Source organism: Rhodococcus sp. MH15 (assembly GCF_019266045.1).
In the GTDB taxonomy this organism is placed as follows: domain Bacteria; phylum Actinomycetota; class Actinomycetes; order Mycobacteriales; family Mycobacteriaceae; genus Rhodococcus_F; species Rhodococcus_F qingshengii.
Window position 1 is genome coordinate 694,458 of the sequence record NZ_LPNP01000080.1, and the last position, 17,595, is coordinate 712,052.

Consider the following 17,595-nt stretch of genomic DNA (forward strand, 5'->3'; position numbering starts at 1 on the left):
CAGGCCAAGAGTTGCCAGCCATGAATGCCATAGGAGAAACAGCGATGGATCTGAGGGAATCGCCCGAGCAGCAGGAGCTCCGCAAGGAGTTGCGCGCGTACTTCGCGGCGCTGCTGCCGGAAGAGAAGCGTCGCGCGGCCGGCGAGCAAGGTGTGGGTGGCGAGTACTTCCGCGAGATCGTGAAGTTGCTGGGCAAGGACGGTTGGCTCGGTATCGGCTGGCCCAAGGAATTCGGTGGACAGGGACGCTCCATCGAAGAGCAGTTCGTGTTCTTCGACGAGGTTCAGCGCGCAGGTCTGCCGTTTCCCTTCGTGACGGTCAATACCGTCGGACCGACGTTGATGAAGTACGGCACCGAAGAACAGAAGGAACGTTTCCTGCCCGGCATCCTGGCCGGCGACATCGTCTTCGCAATCGGGTACACCGAGCCCGAGGCCGGCACCGACCTTGCGTCACTCAAGACTCGTGCGGTTCTCGACGGTGACGAGTGGATCGTCGACGGCAACAAGATCTTCACCAGTGGCGCCAACACTGCCGACTACGTGTGGCTGGCCTGCCGCACCGACGCGGATGCCCCCAAGCACAAGGGAATCTCGATCCTGATCGTCCCCACCGAGGATGCAGGCTTCGAGTGGTCACCGATCAACACCGTCGGCGGTTTGATGGTGACGTCCACGTACTACTCCGGCATTCGAGTTCCGTCGAAGGACGTTGTGGGCGAGGTCAACGGCGGCTGGCAGCTCATCACGGCTCAGCTCAACCACGAGCGAATCGGCCTGGCGGCCATCGGTGGTCGCACGTACGGTCTGTGGAACCTGGTCCTGGACTGGGCCAAGGAAAACGGCGCCATCGACATCCCGTGGGTGCAACAGGACTTCGCTCGCACACACGCCAAGCTCGAGGCCATGCGACTGCTGAATTGGAAGATGACGGCAGCCGTCGCACAGGACACGCTCTCCGGAGCCGACGCCGGTGCCACCAAGACGTACGGGACCGAGACTCACGTCGACGTCTACCGCACCCTGCTCGGAATTCTCGGCTCCGCCGGTCGCATCCGCCCCGAGTCTCCGGGCGCTCTGCTTGCCGGTCAGATCGAGCAGATCTCGCGTCAGGGTGTCGTGAACACCTTCGGCGGCGGCGTCAACGAAGTTCTGCGGGACATGGTCGGCACCATCGGCTTGGGACTCGTTCGCGAAAAGAGGGTCAAGTGAGCGACATTTCGGCGCAACTCGACGCTTTTGTCGGCCAGACGCTTGTTCCCACCACCTGGGGACCCGACGAGGTCAACATCCCCATGATCCGGCATTGGGCCGAGACCATGGGCGATACCAACCCCGTCTACCTCGACGACGACGCCGCCCGCGCCACCGGACGCGACGGCGTCGTCGCTCCCGCTCAGATGCTCCAGGTCTGGATCATGCGGACCTTTACCGACAAGATGGCGGGCAACGACCCGTCGCAGGTGTGGACCGATCTGATCGCCACCCTCGACGCAGCCGGCTACAGCTCTGTCGTGGCCACCGATTCCGATCAGGAGTTCTTCGCCGAACTGCGCCCAGGCGATCGCGTTAACTACACCGAGGTCATCGAGTCGATTTCGCCGGAGAAGAAGACCGGCCTCGGTGTCGGACACTTCGTCACGACGCTCAAGACCTACCGCAACGGTGACGATCAGGTTGTCGGCACCCAGCGGTGGCGGACGCTGCGGTTCAAACCTCAGGAATCTGCTGCGCCCGAAGCTCCTCGTGCACTGCGTCCGCGTCCGGCTCTCAACGCGGACAACGCTTTCTGGTTCGAAGCAGCCAAGGAGCACCGTCTGGTGATCCAGCGCTGCACGTCCTGCAAGACGCTGCGTCATCCCACCGGCCCGATGTGCGGGGAGTGCCGGTCACTCGAGTGGGACACGATCAACGCGTCGGGTCGTGGCACGGTGTACAGCTTCGTGGTCAATCACCACCCCAAGATCGACGCGTTCGACTACCCGCTCATCGTTGCGGTAATCGAACTCGAAGAGGGAACCCGATTGATCGCCAACATGGTGGGTATCGCGCCCGAAGATGTCGTGGTCGACATGCCCGTGGAACTTGACTGGATCGACGCCGACCCGGATCTGACGCTTCCCGCGTTCCGGCCGGCCGTACGCGAGGAGCACTGATGGACTTCAATTTCAGCGAAGAGCAGGAAGCAATTCGCGCACTGGCCGACGAGGTCTTCACCAGCAAGGCAACGATCGAGCGCACCAAGGAGATCGAACTCTCCGCTGAGCGCGTCGACCGTGAACTGTGGCGCGAACTCGCGAGCACCGGCCTGCTCGGTATCGCCCTGCCGGAGGAGTTCGGCGGCGGTGGCCTCGGCTTGTCCGAGCTGTACGCACTGCTCGAACAGCAGGGACGTCACGTTGCGGCCGTGCCGATCTGGGAAACGACCCTTGCAGCATTGGCTGTCAACGAATTCGGCTCTGATTCCCTTCGCGCCGAACTCCTTCCGGGAGTTGCCGACGGCAGTCGATTCCTGACCGTCGGTCTCGAAGAGTTCGGTCCGTACACTGGCGGCGACCCACTGACCACGGCTGAGCAGGACGCCGACGGCAACTGGACTCTGACGGGTGAGAAGGCAGTAGTGCCGATGACTCACGTCGCGAACCTTGCTCTCGTTTCGGCAACCGCTTCCACTGGTACGGCACTGCTGCTGGTCGACCTGAGTGCCGAGGGAGTGACGCTCGAACAGACGCAGTCCACCAGTTGGGAGATCTGTGCCAACGTCACCTTTGCCGGTGCCCCCGCGCAGCTGATCGGTGCGGCTGACGGCACCACGGTTCCGTGGCTGATCGACCGCGTTCAGCTGGCATTGGCCGCAATCCAATGGGGCGTCGGCTCGGGTGCAGTCGCGCAGGCCGTCACGTACCTGAACGGCCGCAAGCAGTTCGGCCGTCCGCTGGCGACCTTCCAGGCCGTCAATCATCAACTCGCTGACTGCTACATCGATCTCGAAGCGATGCGCGTGACACTGTGGCAGGCCGCCTGGCGCATCTCCGAGGGACTGGATCTCGGCACCTCGGTACTGGTCGCCAAGTGGTGGGCTACCGACGGCGGACAGCGCGTCGTGCATCGCACCACGCATGTTCACGGCGGCATGGGCGTCGACACCGACTACCCGGTTCACCGTCACCTGTTGTGGGGCAAGCAGATTGCTGCCACCCTCGGTGGTTCCAGCTCCGATCTAGCGCGTCTGGGTGCGCAGCTCGCATCCGGTGTGGAGGTGCTCGCATGACCGTACTTGCCGGTCGCAGTTACGCAGACGTCGTTGTCGGAGAGGCATTGCCCGAGTTGGCGATCCCGCTGACCCGCACGTTGATCGTCGCCACGGCAATCGCCACTCGCGATTTTCAGGACGTGCACCACGATCCGAGCCTGGCCCAGGAGCGTGGCTCGAAGGATGTCTTCATGAACATCCTCACGAGCAACGGTCTTGTCGGTCGATACGTCACGGACTGGGCCGGATCTGCATCGACCCTGCGCCGCATCGCCATTCGTCTCGGGGCGCCCAACTACCCGGGTGACACCATGACGATGACCGGTGAGGTCGTGTCCAAGGAAGACGGAGTGGTCGTGGTCAAGGTGCAGGGTGCAAACAGCCTCGGCAACCATGCATCCGGCACCGTCGCAGTCGCTTTCAAGGAAGAGGAGAGGCCCTGATGGCGATCAGCCCACTCTCGGGAGCCGCCGCCATCGTCGGCATCGGATCCACCGAGTTCTCCAAGAACTCCGGCCGCACCGAACTGCAGTTGGCGTGTGAGGCCATCGTCGCGGCACTCGCTGACGCCGGTATCGATCCGTCCGAGGTCGACGGTCTGTCCACCTACACGTCGGAGACGAACGGCGAAGCGATCGTGGCTCGCAACTGCGGCCTCGGTGAGCTCAAGTTCTTCTCGCGCATTCACTACGGCGGCGGCGCTGCGTGTGCCACCGTGCAGCAGGCGGCCATGGCAGTTGCGACGGGTGTTGCCGACGTCGTGATTTGTTACCGCGCCTTCAACGAGCGCTCCGGTGTGCGCTACGGCCTAGGGCAGCACGATCGACCGATGGACAGCACGGCGGACCGCGCCGCGTATGCGTGGATGACTCCTCAGGGATTGTCGACTCCCGCTCAGTGGGTCGCCATGTTCGCCCGCCGCTACATGCACCAGTACGGTGCGACGAGTGAGGACTTCGGACGAGTTGCAGTGGTGGCGCGCAAGCATGCCGCCAACAACCCGGCCGCTTGGTTCTACGAGCGTCCGATCACGCTCGAGGACCATCAGAACTCGCGCTGGATCGCCGAGCCGCTGCACCTGCTCGACTGCTGCCAGGAAACCGACGGCGGCCAGGCATTGGTCATCGTCTCTGCCGAGCGCGCAAAGGATCTGGCCAACAAGCCCGTCGTCATCAAGGGCGCCGCTCAGGGCAGTAGCAAGGATCAGCACATGATGACCAGCTACTACCGGCCCGACATCTCCGGTATCCCGGAGATGGGCCTGGTTGCTCGTCAGCTGTACGGCCAGAGCGGCCTGACACCGGACGACATCAACGCCGCGATCCTGTACGACCACTTCACTCCGTTGGTGCTTCCCCAGCTCGAAGAACTGGGCTTCTGCAAGCCAGGCGAAGCCAAGGACTTCATCCGCGAAGGCAATCTCGAGATCGGTGGGCGCCTGCCGTCCAACACTCACGGTGGTCAGGTCGGCGAGGCGTACCTGCACGGTGTCAACGGAATTGCCGAAGGTGTGCGACTGGTGCGAGGCACGTCGACCAACCAGCCCGAGGGCGTCGAAAACGTATTGGTCACAGCCGGAACAGCAGTACCCACCAGCGGTCTCGTTCTCGGCGCTGTTTGAGAGAGGAAAAGACAGTGACAACTTCGGAAGCTGCGAAGACCGCCGGCGATTGGCGTGGAGCCGATCTCGGGACCCGCACCGTGTCGTACACCGAGCGCGACGCGATCCTGTACGCACTTGCCGTGGGCGCCAAGGCGACCGAGCTGGACCTCGTCTTCGAGGATCAGCTTCGGGTACTGCCGACCTTTGCTCTGACGCTGGCGCAGTGGGCTCCCGACGCTCTGGGTTCGGCGGGCGCCTTCGACACCTCGACGGCACTGCACGGCTCGCAAGAGCTGAAAGTGCTTGCTCCGCTTCCGCGTAGCGGTGACGTGACCTTGAAGGCTTCGGTCGGCGAGGTGTGGGACAAGGGCGCAGCGGCCGTGTTCGAAGTGAAGGTGGAGTGCGAATACTTCGTCGCGACCTGGTCACTTTTTGCCCCCGGTGCCGGTGGATTCGGCGGAGAACGTGGACCCTCACGTCCGGCGGAGCCGACCGGCGAGCCTTTGTTGACCGGTGTGCTGACCACAGCGGAGAACCAGACGGCGATGTACCGGCTCCTGGGCGACAAGCATCACATCCACATCGATCCCGAGGCTGCGGCGCGGATCAACCAGCCGCGTCCGATCATGCACGGCCTGTGCACGTTGGCCGCGAGCACGCTCGAGCTTGCCCGGATCGCCGGAGTGCATCCGGCGGACCTCGTGAGCCTCGAGGGTCGATTCGCTGCGGCGATCCATCCGGGTGAAGCGCCGTCCATCGTTGCGTGGGGAACTCCCGACGACCTGGCCTTCCAGGTCACCAAGGGTGATCAGGTAGCGATTTCCGTTGCACGAGTGAGCTTCTCCGCTCGCTAGTCCCTCCAGACTCAACTGCGGGGTGCTTGACCCCTCGTCGCGCCCCGCAGTTGTTCACACGAAGAAGCAGCCCCCGAGCGAATCCGCTCAGGGGCTGCTTCGTATTTGTTTCAATCCTGGTGGGTCGCCATGTAGCGAGCCGGGTACTCACCGCCGCCGTGAACGGCGATGTCGGCGCCGTTCACGTACGAGGAGAGCGGGCTCGCCAGGAACAGGCAGGAGTTGGCGATATCGGCCGGCACGGCCATGCGCTCCATCGGAATGGTCCTGGTGACCGCAGCGCCGCCGTCGGCGCCGTAGACCTCGGCGGCAGCCTCGGTACGGATCAGGCCGGTGGTGATGTGGTTGATCCGGACCTTCGGCGCCCATTCGAGGGCCAATGCCTTGGTCAGAACGAGGAGGCCTGCCTTGGCTGCGCTGTACGCCGCGGTTCCGGGCTGCGGGTCGATCGCCGAGACACTGCCGATGTTGATGATGGCACCGCCGTCGTCCTGAGTCTGCATCACTGCATTTGCGGCCTGGGCAACGTTGAAGGGTGCCAACAGGTTCAGGGCCACGATCTTCTCGACGAAGCGGGGTGACACCGTCGCAGCGTCGGCGTCGGGGGAGCCGCCGGCGTTGTTGACCAGGACGTCCAGACGGCCGAAGCGCTCGACGGCATCCTGGACGAGTGCTGCGGCGTCGGCGGGATCGCGGACGTCCGTGGCGCGAAAGGCTGCGCTACGACCGTCGGCGGTGGGTAGGATTTCGGGCTCGTTACGGCCACAGACCAGCACGTTCGCACCCGCGGCGAGGAAGGTTTCGGCGATGACGTAGCCGATGCCTTTGGTGCCGCCGGTGACGATCACCGAGCGTCCGCTGAAATCGACGGGGTTGGGCAGTGTCACGGTGGAGCCTTCCTGGTGCGATCCCGAGCTGAATTGCCGCCCAATGTGATTGACGCGACGTGGTCGAACACCTTAGGGTCAAGCAAGTGCTTGGTTGTTTTGTAGGTCGAGTGTAGACGACAAACGGCGGCAGTCACCAGAATCGACCGGTCCCTCCCGCAAAGGGACCTCTGCGTCGACAGACATTGGAGTAGTCACATGGGCAAGCTCGAAGGCAAAGTTGCACTCATCACGGGTGCGGGTCAGGGAATCGGGCAGGGGATTGCCCTGGCCTTGGCCAAAGAGGGCGCCGTGATCGCCGTTGCCGGCCGCACCGAATCCAAGTTGCACACCACGTGCGGACTACTGGCTGACATCGGTGCGCGCGGTGAGGCGGTGGTCTGCGACGTCAGCAAGAAGGACGACATCACCGACGCCGTGGACCGTACCGTCGAACTGTTCGGCGGAATCGACATCCTGGTCAACAACGCCAACGACTGCAAGCCCGGCCCACTCTTGAGCGTGCTCGACGAAGACTTCGAGCGTTCCTTCGCGACGGGGCCGCTCGCCACCCTGCGCATGATGCAGGCGTCGTACCCCCACATGAACAGTCGTGGCGGTGGCGTCATCATCAACATGGTCACCTCGGCGGCGGTGCGCTGGGATGCCAGTAACTACGGCGCTTACGGTTCCATCAAAGAAGGCATGCGCTCGTTGACCCGCGCTGCCGCCTGCGAATGGGGCAAGGACAACATTCGCGTTCTCAATGTTGCCCCGCACGCCAAGACTCCCGCGTTGCAGTGGTGGATGGACAAGAATCCCGAAGAGGCAGCGGCATTTGTCGCAGGTATTCCGCTGGGACGCGTCGGAGACCCCGAGGCCGACATCGGTCGTGCCGTCGTCTTCCTCGTCAGCGAAGACGCCGGGTACCTCACGGGTGCCACGATCCCGCTCGACGGCGGCCAGTCGCGCTGGGGCTGACCGCCATCGACCCGATCAGGTCATCACGGCGCCGCCGTCGACGGCAATCGTCTGGCCGGTGACGTTGCGAGCCTTGTCACTGAGCAAGAAGGCGACCATCTCGGCGATGTCTCCGGGCGTCTGAGCTCGACCCATCGGAACCATCTGTGCGACAAAAGAATCGAAGACGTCAGCATCGGAAACATCTGTGAGCGAGGGATCGCGTCGACGCAGTTCCTTGATGGTTCGAAGCCACATGTCGGTGAGGATCAGGCCGGGCATGACCGTATTCGAACGGAGTCCTCGAGTCGCACCGATCCGGGCGACGCTGTGACTCATCTCGATCACGGCGGCCTTCGACGGTCCGTAGTGCGCGAGCATGTCACCGCCCAAGCGGGCACCGATCGACGCGATGTTGACGATCGCTGCCGGACCCTCGGTTCTGCTCACGAATTCGCGGCACATCAGGAAGCTGCCCTTGGTGTTCACCGCAAAGGTGTTGTCCCACTGGTCTTCGGTGATCTCGAGGAACGGAGTGAAGACGCCGATTCCGGCGCCGTTGACGAGTGCAGTCGGGCTTCCGGCCGATGCAGCCACGTCGAAGGCGTTCTTGACGTCACCTTCACGTCGAACATCGCATCGTGCCGTGTGGACTGCTACGCCAAGGCTTTCCAGGCGTGCTGCGGTGTCGGCGAGTGCGGCCTCTTCGATGTCGAGGAGAAGCAGGGTGCCGAAGTCCTCCGCAAGGCGCTCGGCAATAGCGGCGCCCAACCCGGCAGCTGCGCCGATGACAATGGCTACGGGCGCGCTCACGGCAGGTGCGTTTCGAGCAGTGGGGCAAGCAGTTCGGCTGCGCGCGCCGCCGTGATGACCTCGCTCGGGTCCACCTTGGTCACGACTTTCGAAGCAGAATCTTCGTAGACATGCTCACCGATGAGTCGCCCCTGCTCGTCGTACGGCCAGACAAATGCCAAGGTCCGACGCACGAGATACCAACCGTCGGGGTCGATGTCCGACGACTGTTCGGGGGCTGCGGGGGTGGATCCACCCGATTCGTGCACCGCGCCGAACACCCCGTCTCCCAGAATCGATCCTGGTACGAATTGACTGAAGAGAGTCTCACCCGAGAATCCGCTGTCGGAGACCGCGAAGTCGGACTGTCCGGTCCACATGACAAGGGTGTCCGTCTCGGCGAGTGACTGGTAGAAGTTGGTGACGGCGTCCATGCCGTCCAGAACAATCGACTGCCCGTCTTCGAACAACCGGTAGACGGGTTCTTCGACGGTCATGTCGGGCGAGAGGATTTCCTTGTAACGACCGGAGACCTCGAGCAATGCGTGGCGCCGGTAGTTTCGGAGGATCTTCTGGTGCCGCGGATTGTCGATGGTTTCCAATTGCTTTTCGACGCCATCCATCATGTGGACGAATTCGTGCTCGTACTTGCTCATCACATCTCCTGGTTTCGCGGATTCGGCGGGCTGTCCGGATCTGCGACAACTGTGACCTGACGTGGCATTCGCTGTACATGTAGAACTTCGTTCGACAATTGCCGGTTTGCTTAACTCCGCTGTTCAGATACCGTGATGGTCATCACTTTGCTGGCGAACGGCGGCCTAAGACAACCGAATGGACGGTAATGAAAAAGGCGAGAAGAGGTGAAGATCTGAATCTGCGGTTGGTGTCCTCGTTGCTCGTCGTCGTGGCGGAAGGGCACTTCGGACGAGCGGCAGACCGGTTGTTCGTCACGGCGCCTGCTCTCAGTCAGCAGATTCGTCGACTCGAGGAGCAGGTGGGAACCGAGTTGATCGATCGCAGTTCGCACCCGGTGGTGCTCACCGCCGCGGGTGAGGTGTTCGTCGCGGATGCACGGCCCGCTCTCGAGTTCGCCGTCCGCGCGATGAACGGGCTCGACGCACTCGAGCGTCGGCGGGCCAGGCGGTTGCGGATCGGATTCATCAACGGGGCGGCCGGAAGTTTGGGACGTGCGGTGATCGATTCGTTGCATGCGGAGGTGGAGCTGGTCCAATTGGACTGGTCCCAACAGGTTTCCGCGGTGGCGAGCGCGACCGTCGATGCCGCCTTCGTGCGCCCTCCACTGCCGGTGCTCGACGGTGTGGTGCTCGAACGGATCGGCGTCGAACCGCGGGTGGTGGCCCTGCCTCGAGGACACCGACTGGCGGGCCGTACGAGTATCGAGATTTCTGAAATAGATGGGACTGTGCAGGTTTCGAGTGACGGTGCGCCACCCGAATGGGTGAAATGGTGGTCGGTGGACCCGCGCCCCAGTGGTGTACCCGTCCGGTACGGTCCCTCTGTCCGCACGATGGACGAAGCGCTCGAGGTTGTCGCCAACGGTCGGGCGGTGGTGATAACGGCAGCAACCATTGCCGAGTACTACACCCGCTCGGATATCAGTTTCGTGCGCATTTCCGATATCGAGCAGTGTTCGATCGATCTGTGTACCCGTGAGGGCGACAGCAGTCCGGCGGTGATCGAGCTACGCAAAGCTGTTTCAGCCCTCGGTGCCGACAGGTGATTGCCGTGTCCTGATGTGATGCGCATGTACTCGGATGGAATATGCATTCTTGCCGTCTTCGTTTTAGTCGGTTAGACTAAAACCATGAAAACGATCAGCACGGCACTTGAAATCGTCGAGGCAGCACGAGTTTCGGCCGATGTGTTCGGGGGAGACTCCAGCGATCTCGACACCCGTCGCGCTGCAAAGCGTCGTTTTCATCGGCTCGCCTCAGCCATTCATCCGGACCGGGCGAAGCCCGAAGATCGGGTGCGATACTCGGCCGCAACATCTCGGTTGAACGAGCTATACCGCAGTTGGACAGCGGAGTTCGAGCCGGCAGATTCTCGGCCCGTTTATGTCGGCGAGCGGGGCGAGTACACGTTGGGTGGACTGGTAGCGCGCGGCTCGGTCGCTAACCTGTACCGGTCCGATGCCGGTGTCGTACTGAAGATTCCGCGAGACCCTCTGGCGAACTCGATGATCGAGGCCGAACGGAATGTGTTGACGGACATCGAGAATTCGTGCGAAGCCGGTTGGGCAGTCTCGTACTTCCCGCGATTGATCGATCAAATCACCCATGTGGGCAGCGGCACGAGACGTCAGATCGATGTGTTGGACGATCTGACCGAAGGTTTTGTGAGTCTCGCCGACGTCCGTGAGGCGTATCCAGGTGGCCTCGATCCACGGGACTGGGCGTGGATGCACCGACGGCTACTTCGGGCTCTGGCAGCAGCGCATGCGACTGGTTGGGTGCACACCGCGATTACCGCGGAGAACGTGCTGATCGAGCCTGATCGGCACGGGGTGGTGCTGGTCGGCTGGTCCTTTGGCACCCGTACGGGCAGCCGCCCGGTGGCGACGATCGGTTCCGATCGTGATTCGTACCCACCGGAACTCGGCGAAGGAGCGTCTCCGGCCTGGGACGTCTACATGGCTCATCATTTGATGCTCCGAATGCTGGGCGAGCAAACCCACGAACGGATGAAGGTGTTTGCCGACGGCTGCATGCAGGACAACCCGAGATTGCGTCCCGACGCGGTCGACCTACTGGGTGAGTTCGACGAACTCCTCGATCTTCTCTATGGCCAGCGGACATTTCGTCCGTTCGCCGTTCCATCCACGAAAGGACAGTGATTGTCATGGGCTACGGATACTGGGACGACAACACCTATTTGGCGGGCAAGACTTTTCGTGCCGCACGCGGTGTCGACGATTTCGGTTACACCGATTCGCTTCGGTCGCGTCCGCGAAGCAGTTGGAAAGCGGACCCGACCCTCGACCCCTTCGGCGTCGACAAGCGTGAATGCCGAGACTCGGCCGGGCACCCCGATTCTCTCCCGATAGCAGTGCTTTTCGATGTCACCGGCTCGATGGGCGCTGTTCCTCGAATCATGCAGGACAAGCTCGGAAAGCTGCACGGGCTGCTGCAACGCAAGGGATACGCGGATGATCCGCAGATTCTGTTCGGTGGTATCGGCGACGCCGATTCCGATCAGGTGCCACTACAAGTCGGCCAGTTCGAGTCGGGTAACGCGATGGACGAGCAGCTTCGGACCATCTTCCTCGAGGGCAACGGTGGTGGACAGAAGTCGGAAAGCTATGAATTGGCAGCATATTTCATGGCGTGCCACACCAGTACGGATGCCTGGGAGAAGCGTGGAAGGAAAGGCTACCTCTTCATCATCGGCGACGAGCTGAACAAGCCGCGACTCTCGGCTCGTCACATCCGTTCGGTGATCGGCGACAAGGTACGTCAGGACGTATCGGTCCCGTCGATCTACCGTGAACTCGAAGAAAGATGGAATGTCTACTTCGTTCTGCCAGATCAGTCGTCGTACTTCAACGATCCGGAAATCGCGGATCACTGGAAGAAGTTGCTCGGTGAACGCTTCGTCAAACTCGACGACCCCGCTGCGGTGTGCGAACTGATCGCGCTGACGGTCGGAATCGGCGAGGACCGCATCGACCTGCGTGACGGACTGGCGGATCTCCGCGACATCGGTTCAAGAGCTGAAGCCGAGACCGTCGGCAAGGCTCTCGCTCTAATTCCAGGGCGCAGCACCGCGACGGTGGCCGGGTTGCCCCACGATCTCGGAACCGATACGGACGATGTTGATTTCGCATAGAAGGAGAGCATGATGGAGCCGTTCGAAGACCGCGATATCATCGTCGTAGACCTCGGGTTCGGAGATGCGGGGAAGGGAGCAACCGTCGATTGGCTTTGCTCCGACCAAGCCGATTTGGGTGTGGCCGCAGTGGTCCGGTTCAACGGTGGGGCACAGGCAGCGCACAACGTGACGGTCGGCGAGCGCCACCACACGTTTTCGCAGTTCGGTTCGGGAACGCTCTCCGGCGTCCCGACGTTTCTCTCGAGATTCGTGTTGTTCGAGCCCATCGCGCTCGCCCGGGAGGCGCGTGCTCTGGAAGCGCTCGGAGTTCGAAATCCGTTCGATTTGATACGGATCGACGCGCGCGCATTGTTGACGACGCCGATTCACGTGGCCGCCAACAGGGCTCGTGAGGATGCTCGCGGCGGTAACCGACACGGCTCGTGTGGCAAGGGGATCGGTGAGACCGCGGCGTATGCGCTCGAAGTTGCGAATGCGCCTACGGTGGGAGACTGCCGGCGACCTGACTCCTTGCGTCGTAAGTTGTCGGCGTTGGCCACATTCTACGGACCGTTGATCGCGGAGAGTCGCCACGGTTTTCCGCCGATCGACGACATGGTCGACATGTACGCGGAATTCGGTGCCGTCGTGGACATCGCCGACCCGGATGCGCTGGGCGCGTTGGGTGCCGGTGGTCGTCTGGTATTCGAGGGGGCACAAGGTGTCCTTCTCGACGAGTGGCGGGGGTTTCACCCACACACCACGTGGTCGACGGTCGAGCCGTCCAACGCGCGAGCAATGATCGACGAGTTGGGCCGGGACAGTTACGTACTCGGCGTCACCCGCACCTACATGACACGACACGGAGCTGGGCCCTTCCCGACGGAGGATCCGGAGTTGGCGAAGGTGTTGCCCGAGCTGCACAACGGGACGGGTGAGTATCAAGGCGGATTCCGGATGGGCCACCTCGACGAGTTGTTGTTGCACTACGCAATCGAGGTGAGCGGTGGCGTCGACGGTTTGGCGCTTACTCATCTCGATGCGATGGATCGCGCGCGGGCTGCAGGCGTCCCGATCCACGGGGTGCACGCGTACGAAGGATTGCCGTTCGTTCCCGTCGGAGAGTGGAAGGATCTCGATCACCAGCAGGCGCTGACAGATTCCTTGAAAGCCGTAGGGGTCGTGCCGAAGGAACTTCCGGCCGACCCGGAGGATTTCGCCCGGTATCTGAGCGAGGAAATGGGTGCGCCGGTAGTGCTGACCGCGAACGGTGCGGACCGGGTCGATCGTCAGGTGCGCTGCCCAGTGCCTGCATGATGGACGGTGTGGACCAGTCACTTGTCTCGATCGATGTCATCGCGCTCCGGTTCGGCAATCCGGAACCCGGGATGTTGCGATTTGCCGTCACTCCGCGGCAAGCGGAGCCGTACACCGGGCAGTTGGCGCTGCCCGGTGTACTGCTGGGCGCCGGTGAGCGGTTGCAGGACGCCGCCAGGCGAGCCGTGACCACCAAGCTCGGAATTCCCGACGAGAAGATCCTCGTCAGCGGTCAATTGACCGTGTTCGACGAACCCAATCGAGACCCCCGCGGTCCGACGCTCTCGGTGACCATGTGGGCAGTGATCTCGTCGGACGAGGTGCCGGGTTCGGCCGAATGGGTGAGCTGGGACAACCCGGGGGACCTTGCGTTCGACCACAATCGGATAGTCGCCGATACCCGCCCGATCCTTGCTGACACCCTGTTGTGGCGAGATCAGGCATTCACGCGGGCATTACTGGGTCCGTCGTTTCCGGCGTCGTACGCGCTGGCCGTGGCGGAGGAGCTTTCCGGTGTGCGTCCGGACCCGGGCAATTTGAACCGGACGCTCAAAGCGTTGCCAGGGCTGGAACGTACGGACGAACGAGTCCGGGTCAGTGCCACCGGGCGACCCGCGGTGGTCTGGGCGTGGACCGAAAACAGCTGACCTACCTCAGAAGTTGCCCCGCGCGGCCTGCTCACGCTCGATCGCTTCGAACAGGGCTTTGAAGTTTCCCAGTCCGAATCCCAGTGAGCCGTGGCGTTCGATGATCTCGAAGAACACGGTGGGACGATCTCCGATCGGCTTGGTGAAGATCTGAAGAAGATAGCCGTCCTCGTCGCGGTCGACGAGGATGCCTCGCTTCTGCAATTCCTCGATCGGAACTCGAACCTCTCCGATACGCGCGCGCAATTCGGGATCCTCGTAATACGAAGCCGGAGTAGAGAGAAATTCGATTCCTTCGTCGACCAGAGCATCGACTGCTCCGAGGATGTCGTTGGTCGCAAGTGCGAGATGCTGAGCGCCGGGACCTTGGTAGAACTCGAGGTACTCGTCGATCTGTGACCGCTTCTTCGCGATGGCAGGTTCGTTGAGTGGGAACTTGACTCGGTGATTGCCGCTCGAGACGACCTTGCTCATCAGCGCGGAGTAGTCGGTGGCTATGTCGCCGCCCACGAACTCGGCCATGTTGGTGAATCCCATGACCCGGTTGTAGAAGTCGACCCACTGGTCCATCTTGCCGAGTTCGACATTGCCGACGACGTGGTCGAGGGCCTGGAAGATTCGCTTGGGCGCGCCGTCACGCTTGCGGTACGACGACGTCCGTTCGACGTATCCGGGAAGGTAAGGGCCGGTGTAGCGGGAACGGTCGACGAGGGTGTGCCGAGTCTCGCCGTACGTCGCGATGCTGGCCAGGCGAACGGTGCCGTGCTCGTCGGTGACGTCGTGCGGTTCGCTCAACACTGTCGCGCCTTGGGTGATGGCGTGTGCGATGCACTTGTCCACGTCGGGGACGCTGAGCGCGATGTCGCGGATACCGTCGCCGTGACGGCTGTGATGTTCGATCAGCGGACTTGCCGGATCCACAGCGCCCTTGACGACAAACCGCACGGCCCCGCTTTTGAGTACAAACGCGTGGTGGTCGCGGTTTCCCGTCGACGGGCCTGAATAGGCCACCAATTCCATGCCGAATGCGGACTGGAAGAAATGTGAAGTCTGCGTGGCATTTCCGACGATCCATTCGAGGCCGTCCCAACCGCTCACGGGGAAGGGATCGTGATCGCTGTCGTACTCGACCAAGCCGACCAACTGGCGCAATTGCTCCAGATCCAGGCCGGCCAGCTGTTCGTCGTCGGTGAGAGTCTGTTCGACGGTCATGGTGAGTCCCCTCTGAGTGCGATGTACACAGCGCGGTGCTCGAGTTATGTTCGGCACTGCCAGTACAAACAGATAAGTCCTTCAGAGGTTGGGTAGTCAACGGAGGTAGTTGAAAGTAGACACAGCGCCGGAATGCGAAGATGTTGGCACTGTTTTGTAGGCAATTTGCATAGTTGAACGACGAGTGGAGCAGACGTGAATCTCGACGCAGTGGATCTGGCTCTGTTGGACGCGATGAACAAGCACCCGAGAGCCGGTGCGTTGGAGCTTTCGCGTCAGGTCAAGGTTGCGCGGGCGACAGTGCAGGCGAGATTGAAAAGGATGGAAGATGCGGGCGTCATCGCCGGATACGCGCCGCACGTCAATTTGGCTGCAGCGGGTTTCGGAGTACAGGCATTCGTGACTTTGCAGATCGCCCAGGGGGCGCTCGACACCGTCACAGCGGAACTCGAGGCAATCCCCGGTGTGCTCGAAGCCTTTGCCACCACCGGCTCCGGCGACGTGCTGTGCCGGATTGCCGCTGCGTCGCACGAGGATTTGCAAGCGACGCTGCTCGAACTGAATCGGTCGGGGATAGCCACCCGGTCGACCAGCGTCATGGTTCTCTCGGTTGTGGTGCCGCTCCGGTCGATGCCCCTCCTGCAGACTCTGCAGTCGGAGCAGACGACCAAGGCCCCGGCGTACCGACGAGGCGGTCAGTCTCGCTGACGACCCGGAGCCCAGAATCCCAGAACGATCGCGGATACCCACATGATCGCAGCGAGCGTGAGTGCTCCTTGATCCATGCCTTTGATGAAGGCTTCACGGGCGAATTCGGCCAACTGGGCACCCTGCGGCCCGGCTGCTTCGGCGACGTGGAGAGCTGCGGCCAGAGAACCGGATACCGGCTCCTTGGCCGGTTCGGGTAGCAAGTCGACCGCGGGCTGGACGTGATTTCCGTACCCGGCGGCGAGGATACTTCCCGCCAGTGCAACGCCGATGGCGGAGCCGATCTCACGGGTTGCGTCGTTGACTGCTGAGGCAACCCCCTGTTTGGAGTCCGGTGCGTTGGAGACGATGGCAGCAGTGGCGGGGGTTGTCGACAAACCCAATCCAATGGCGGCCACTACCAAGGGAACACAGACTTCGGCATAGGTCGAACTGGCATCCAAGCGCGTCAGGAGTGCAATTCCGGTTCCCAGGAAAGCGACTCCGGTTGCGGTGAGGGCGCGTAGACCGATACGCGGAATCAGCAGGGGCGCAACCACGGACAGGGCCATTACCGGCACGGCGATCGGCATAAGGGCTAGCGCCGATTGCAGGGGGGAGTAGTCGAGCACCAGTTGGAGATACTGCACGATCAGGAAGAACAAGCCGAAAGTCGCCAGGAATTGCAGGGTCAGTGACGCTGCGCCGCTGCCGAATGCACGATTGGCAAACAGTCTGACGTCCAGAAGTGGGTGGCGAGTGCGTAATTCGACCCAGCTGAAGATTGCTGTCATGGCAATTCCGCCGACCAGCAACGCGAGAACTACCGGATCGAGCCAACCACGGGCCGGCGCCTCGATCATCCCCAGGACGAACAGTCCGATCGAGCCGGCGATCAGCGCTGTACCAGGTAGATCGAGTGGAGTTGCCTCCGTGTCCTTCGACGTCACGATCGTGAACGACACCACGAGGATGAGGACCGAGACGACGGCCAGGCTGACGAAAATCGAATGCCAGGACCATTTTTCGAGGAGTAGCCCGGAGACGACGAGTCCGGCGATTGCACCGGACCCTGCGACGCCGGACCAGACTCCGACGGCGCGGGCACGCTGCGCCGGCGGGAAACCTGCAGTGAGTAGAGACAGCGTCGCCGGCATGACAAACGCGGCGCCGACGCCGGAGATCACGCGGGAGACGATGACCCACGACGGTTCGTCCGCGAAGACCGGAATCGACGAGCCGGCAGCAAAAACGAGTAGTCCGAACATGAGCAGTTCTCGTCGACCGTATCGATCGCCGAGTGCGCCCGCCGGCAACAAGAGACAAGCCAGCGTGAGCGTATACCCGTCCACGATCCACGTGAGCTGGCTCTGTGTTGCACCGGTATCGCGGGCCAAGTCGGGAAGGGCCGTGTTGAGCGCGGCCATCGCTGCGACGACCAGCGCGACGGCGCAGCACGCGACCGTCAGCATCCAGATCTGTCGGATGGTCCACGTGGACTGTTCGAGCGTCGTATCGCTACTCACGAAACCTCCCGATAGAAACAAGACCATCAGTATCGTTACAAGAAC

The 17,595-nt window shown here is 62.4% G+C and carries 18 protein-coding genes; 13 read left to right on the plus strand and 5 right to left on the minus strand.

Annotated elements, in window-relative coordinates; translation table 11 throughout:
• The first annotated feature begins 44 nt into the window (after positions 1–44).
• From ATN37_RS26185 to ATN37_RS26210, 6 genes are read left to right on the plus strand one after another with little or no spacing between them, the layout of a single operon-like run.
• Positions 45–1,211, plus strand: coding sequence for an acyl-CoA dehydrogenase family protein (locus ATN37_RS26185; RefSeq protein ID WP_003940442.1), 1,167 nt, complete (start codon positions 45–47; stop codon positions 1,209–1,211).
• Positions 1,208–2,155 carry a bifunctional MaoC family dehydratase N-terminal/OB-fold nucleic acid binding domain-containing protein gene (locus ATN37_RS26190; protein WP_054827060.1) on the plus strand — a complete coding sequence of 316 codons (948 nt, stop codon included), beginning with the start codon at positions 1,208–1,210 and terminating at the stop codon, positions 2,153–2,155. The genes ATN37_RS26185 and ATN37_RS26190 overlap by 4 nt, the downstream gene beginning before the upstream one ends.
• Positions 2,155–3,270 (plus strand): acyl-CoA dehydrogenase family protein, encoded by a 1,116-nt coding sequence (locus tag ATN37_RS26195; protein ID WP_030537002.1) that lies wholly within the window; start codon positions 2,155–2,157, stop codon positions 3,268–3,270. Before ATN37_RS26190 ends, ATN37_RS26195 begins: the two co-directional genes overlap by 1 nt.
• Positions 3,267–3,695, plus strand: a complete 429-nt coding sequence (locus ATN37_RS26200) for a MaoC family dehydratase (RefSeq protein ID WP_003940399.1) — start codon at positions 3,267–3,269, stop codon at positions 3,693–3,695. The genes ATN37_RS26195 and ATN37_RS26200 overlap by 4 nt, the downstream gene beginning before the upstream one ends.
• Complete coding sequence (locus ATN37_RS26205) at positions 3,695–4,873, plus strand: lipid-transfer protein (RefSeq protein ID WP_065455833.1); 1,179 nt, start codon at positions 3,695–3,697, stop codon at positions 4,871–4,873. The genes ATN37_RS26200 and ATN37_RS26205 overlap by 1 nt, the downstream gene beginning before the upstream one ends.
• Before the next feature lie 14 nt (positions 4,874–4,887).
• Entirely contained in the window at positions 4,888–5,709 is an 822-nt protein-coding gene (locus tag ATN37_RS26210; protein WP_218695793.1) for a MaoC/PaaZ C-terminal domain-containing protein, read from the plus strand.
• Positions 5,710–5,819: 110 nt separating this feature from the next.
• Here ATN37_RS26210 and ATN37_RS26215 read toward each other — a convergent pair whose 3' ends face one another.
• Positions 5,820–6,596, minus strand: coding sequence for an SDR family oxidoreductase (locus ATN37_RS26215; protein WP_054827063.1), 777 nt, complete (start codon positions 6,594–6,596; stop codon positions 5,820–5,822).
• Between the two features lie 198 nt (positions 6,597–6,794).
• Here ATN37_RS26215 and ATN37_RS26220 point away from each other — a divergent pair, with 198 nt between their 5' ends.
• Complete coding sequence (locus ATN37_RS26220) at positions 6,795–7,556, plus strand: SDR family NAD(P)-dependent oxidoreductase (RefSeq protein ID WP_058037673.1); 762 nt, start codon at positions 6,795–6,797, stop codon at positions 7,554–7,556.
• A 15-nt stretch (positions 7,557–7,571) separates the two neighbouring features.
• Here the strand turns inward: ATN37_RS26220 and ATN37_RS26225 are convergent, their stop codons facing one another.
• Both ATN37_RS26225 and ATN37_RS26230 read right to left on the minus strand, forming a co-directional pair.
• Entirely contained in the window at positions 7,572–8,348 is a 777-nt protein-coding gene (locus ATN37_RS26225) for an SDR family NAD(P)-dependent oxidoreductase (protein ID WP_218695795.1), read from the minus strand.
• Entirely contained in the window at positions 8,345–8,983 is a 639-nt protein-coding gene (locus tag ATN37_RS26230) for a hypothetical protein (protein WP_007732640.1), read from the minus strand. The genes ATN37_RS26225 and ATN37_RS26230 overlap by 4 nt, the downstream gene beginning before the upstream one ends.
• A 188-nt stretch (positions 8,984–9,171) precedes the next feature.
• On the opposite strand from ATN37_RS26230, the gene ATN37_RS26235 reads away from it, so the two are divergent.
• The 5 genes from ATN37_RS26235 (at position 9,172) to ATN37_RS26255 (ending at position 14,125) form a co-directional block, all read left to right on the plus strand.
• Entirely contained in the window at positions 9,172–10,071 is a 900-nt protein-coding gene (locus tag ATN37_RS26235; RefSeq protein WP_064687711.1) for a LysR family transcriptional regulator, read from the plus strand.
• A gap of 84 nt (positions 10,072–10,155) precedes the next feature.
• Positions 10,156–11,187 carry a hypothetical protein gene (locus ATN37_RS26240; protein ID WP_208690242.1) on the plus strand — a complete coding sequence of 344 codons (1,032 nt, stop codon included), beginning with the start codon at positions 10,156–10,158 and terminating at the stop codon, positions 11,185–11,187.
• A gap of 5 nt (positions 11,188–11,192) precedes the next feature.
• A complete protein-coding gene (locus tag ATN37_RS26245; protein ID WP_218695797.1) occupies positions 11,193–12,179 on the plus strand; it encodes a hypothetical protein in 987 nt (328 codons plus the stop codon).
• 9 nt (positions 12,180–12,188) lie between these two features.
• Positions 12,189–13,478: an adenylosuccinate synthetase gene (locus tag ATN37_RS26250; RefSeq protein WP_371698827.1), complete on the plus strand. Its 1,290-nt coding sequence runs from the start codon at positions 12,189–12,191 to the stop codon at positions 13,476–13,478.
• On the plus strand, positions 13,475–14,125 hold the full coding sequence (locus tag ATN37_RS26255; RefSeq protein WP_020909123.1) for an NUDIX domain-containing protein: 651 nt from the start codon (positions 13,475–13,477) through the stop codon (positions 14,123–14,125). Before ATN37_RS26250 ends, ATN37_RS26255 begins: the two co-directional genes overlap by 4 nt.
• Positions 14,126–14,131: 6 nt before the next feature.
• Here the strand turns inward: ATN37_RS26255 and hppD are convergent, their stop codons facing one another.
• The gene (gene hppD / locus ATN37_RS26260) at positions 14,132–15,337 is read right to left on the minus strand and encodes a 4-hydroxyphenylpyruvate dioxygenase (RefSeq protein ID WP_007732631.1); all 1,206 of its coding nucleotides are present in this window, start codon (positions 15,335–15,337) and stop codon (positions 14,132–14,134) included.
• Between the two features lie 195 nt (positions 15,338–15,532).
• Here hppD and ATN37_RS26265 point away from each other — a divergent pair, with 195 nt between their 5' ends.
• Positions 15,533–16,045 carry an Lrp/AsnC family transcriptional regulator gene (locus ATN37_RS26265; protein ID WP_051649709.1) on the plus strand — a complete coding sequence of 171 codons (513 nt, stop codon included), beginning with the start codon at positions 15,533–15,535 and terminating at the stop codon, positions 16,043–16,045.
• Here the strand turns inward: ATN37_RS26265 and ATN37_RS26270 are convergent.
• Positions 16,033–17,577, minus strand: a complete 1,545-nt coding sequence (locus ATN37_RS26270; RefSeq protein WP_058037678.1) for an MFS transporter — start codon at positions 17,575–17,577, stop codon at positions 16,033–16,035. The genes ATN37_RS26265 and ATN37_RS26270 overlap by 13 nt on opposite strands.
• Positions 17,578–17,595 lie beyond the last annotated feature (18 nt).

Bases quoted from the DNA above. Each gene is read 5' to 3' on its own strand.
- ATN37_RS26255 (WP_020909123.1), top strand. From the start codon at position 13,475: ATGATGGACGGTGTGGACCAGTCACTTGTCTCGATCGATGTCATCGCG.
- ATN37_RS26220 (WP_058037673.1), top strand. From the start codon at position 6,795: ATGGGCAAGCTCGAAGGCAAAGTTGCACTCATCACGGGTGCGGGTCAG.
- ATN37_RS26195 (WP_030537002.1), top strand. From the start codon at position 2,155: ATGGACTTCAATTTCAGCGAAGAGCAGGAAGCAATTCGCGCACTGGCC.
- ATN37_RS26200 (WP_003940399.1), top strand. From the start codon at position 3,267: ATGACCGTACTTGCCGGTCGCAGTTACGCAGACGTCGTTGTCGGAGAG.
- ATN37_RS26250 (WP_371698827.1), top strand. From the start codon at position 12,189: ATGATGGAGCCGTTCGAAGACCGCGATATCATCGTCGTAGACCTCGGG.
- ATN37_RS26270 (WP_058037678.1), bottom strand. From the start codon at position 17,577: ATGGTCTTGTTTCTATCGGGAGGTTTCGTGAGTAGCGATACGACGCTC.
- ATN37_RS26235 (WP_064687711.1), top strand. From the start codon at position 9,172: ATGAAAAAGGCGAGAAGAGGTGAAGATCTGAATCTGCGGTTGGTGTCC.
- ATN37_RS26185 (WP_003940442.1), top strand. From the start codon at position 45: ATGGATCTGAGGGAATCGCCCGAGCAGCAGGAGCTCCGCAAGGAGTTG.
- ATN37_RS26230 (WP_007732640.1), bottom strand. From the start codon at position 8,983: ATGAGCAAGTACGAGCACGAATTCGTCCACATGATGGATGGCGTCGAA.
- ATN37_RS26205 (WP_065455833.1), top strand. From the start codon at position 3,695: ATGGCGATCAGCCCACTCTCGGGAGCCGCCGCCATCGTCGGCATCGGA.
- ATN37_RS26245 (WP_218695797.1), top strand. From the start codon at position 11,193: ATGGGCTACGGATACTGGGACGACAACACCTATTTGGCGGGCAAGACT.
- ATN37_RS26240 (WP_208690242.1), top strand. From the start codon at position 10,156: ATGAAAACGATCAGCACGGCACTTGAAATCGTCGAGGCAGCACGAGTT.
- hppD (WP_007732631.1), bottom strand. From the start codon at position 15,337: ATGACCGTCGAACAGACTCTCACCGACGACGAACAGCTGGCCGGCCTG.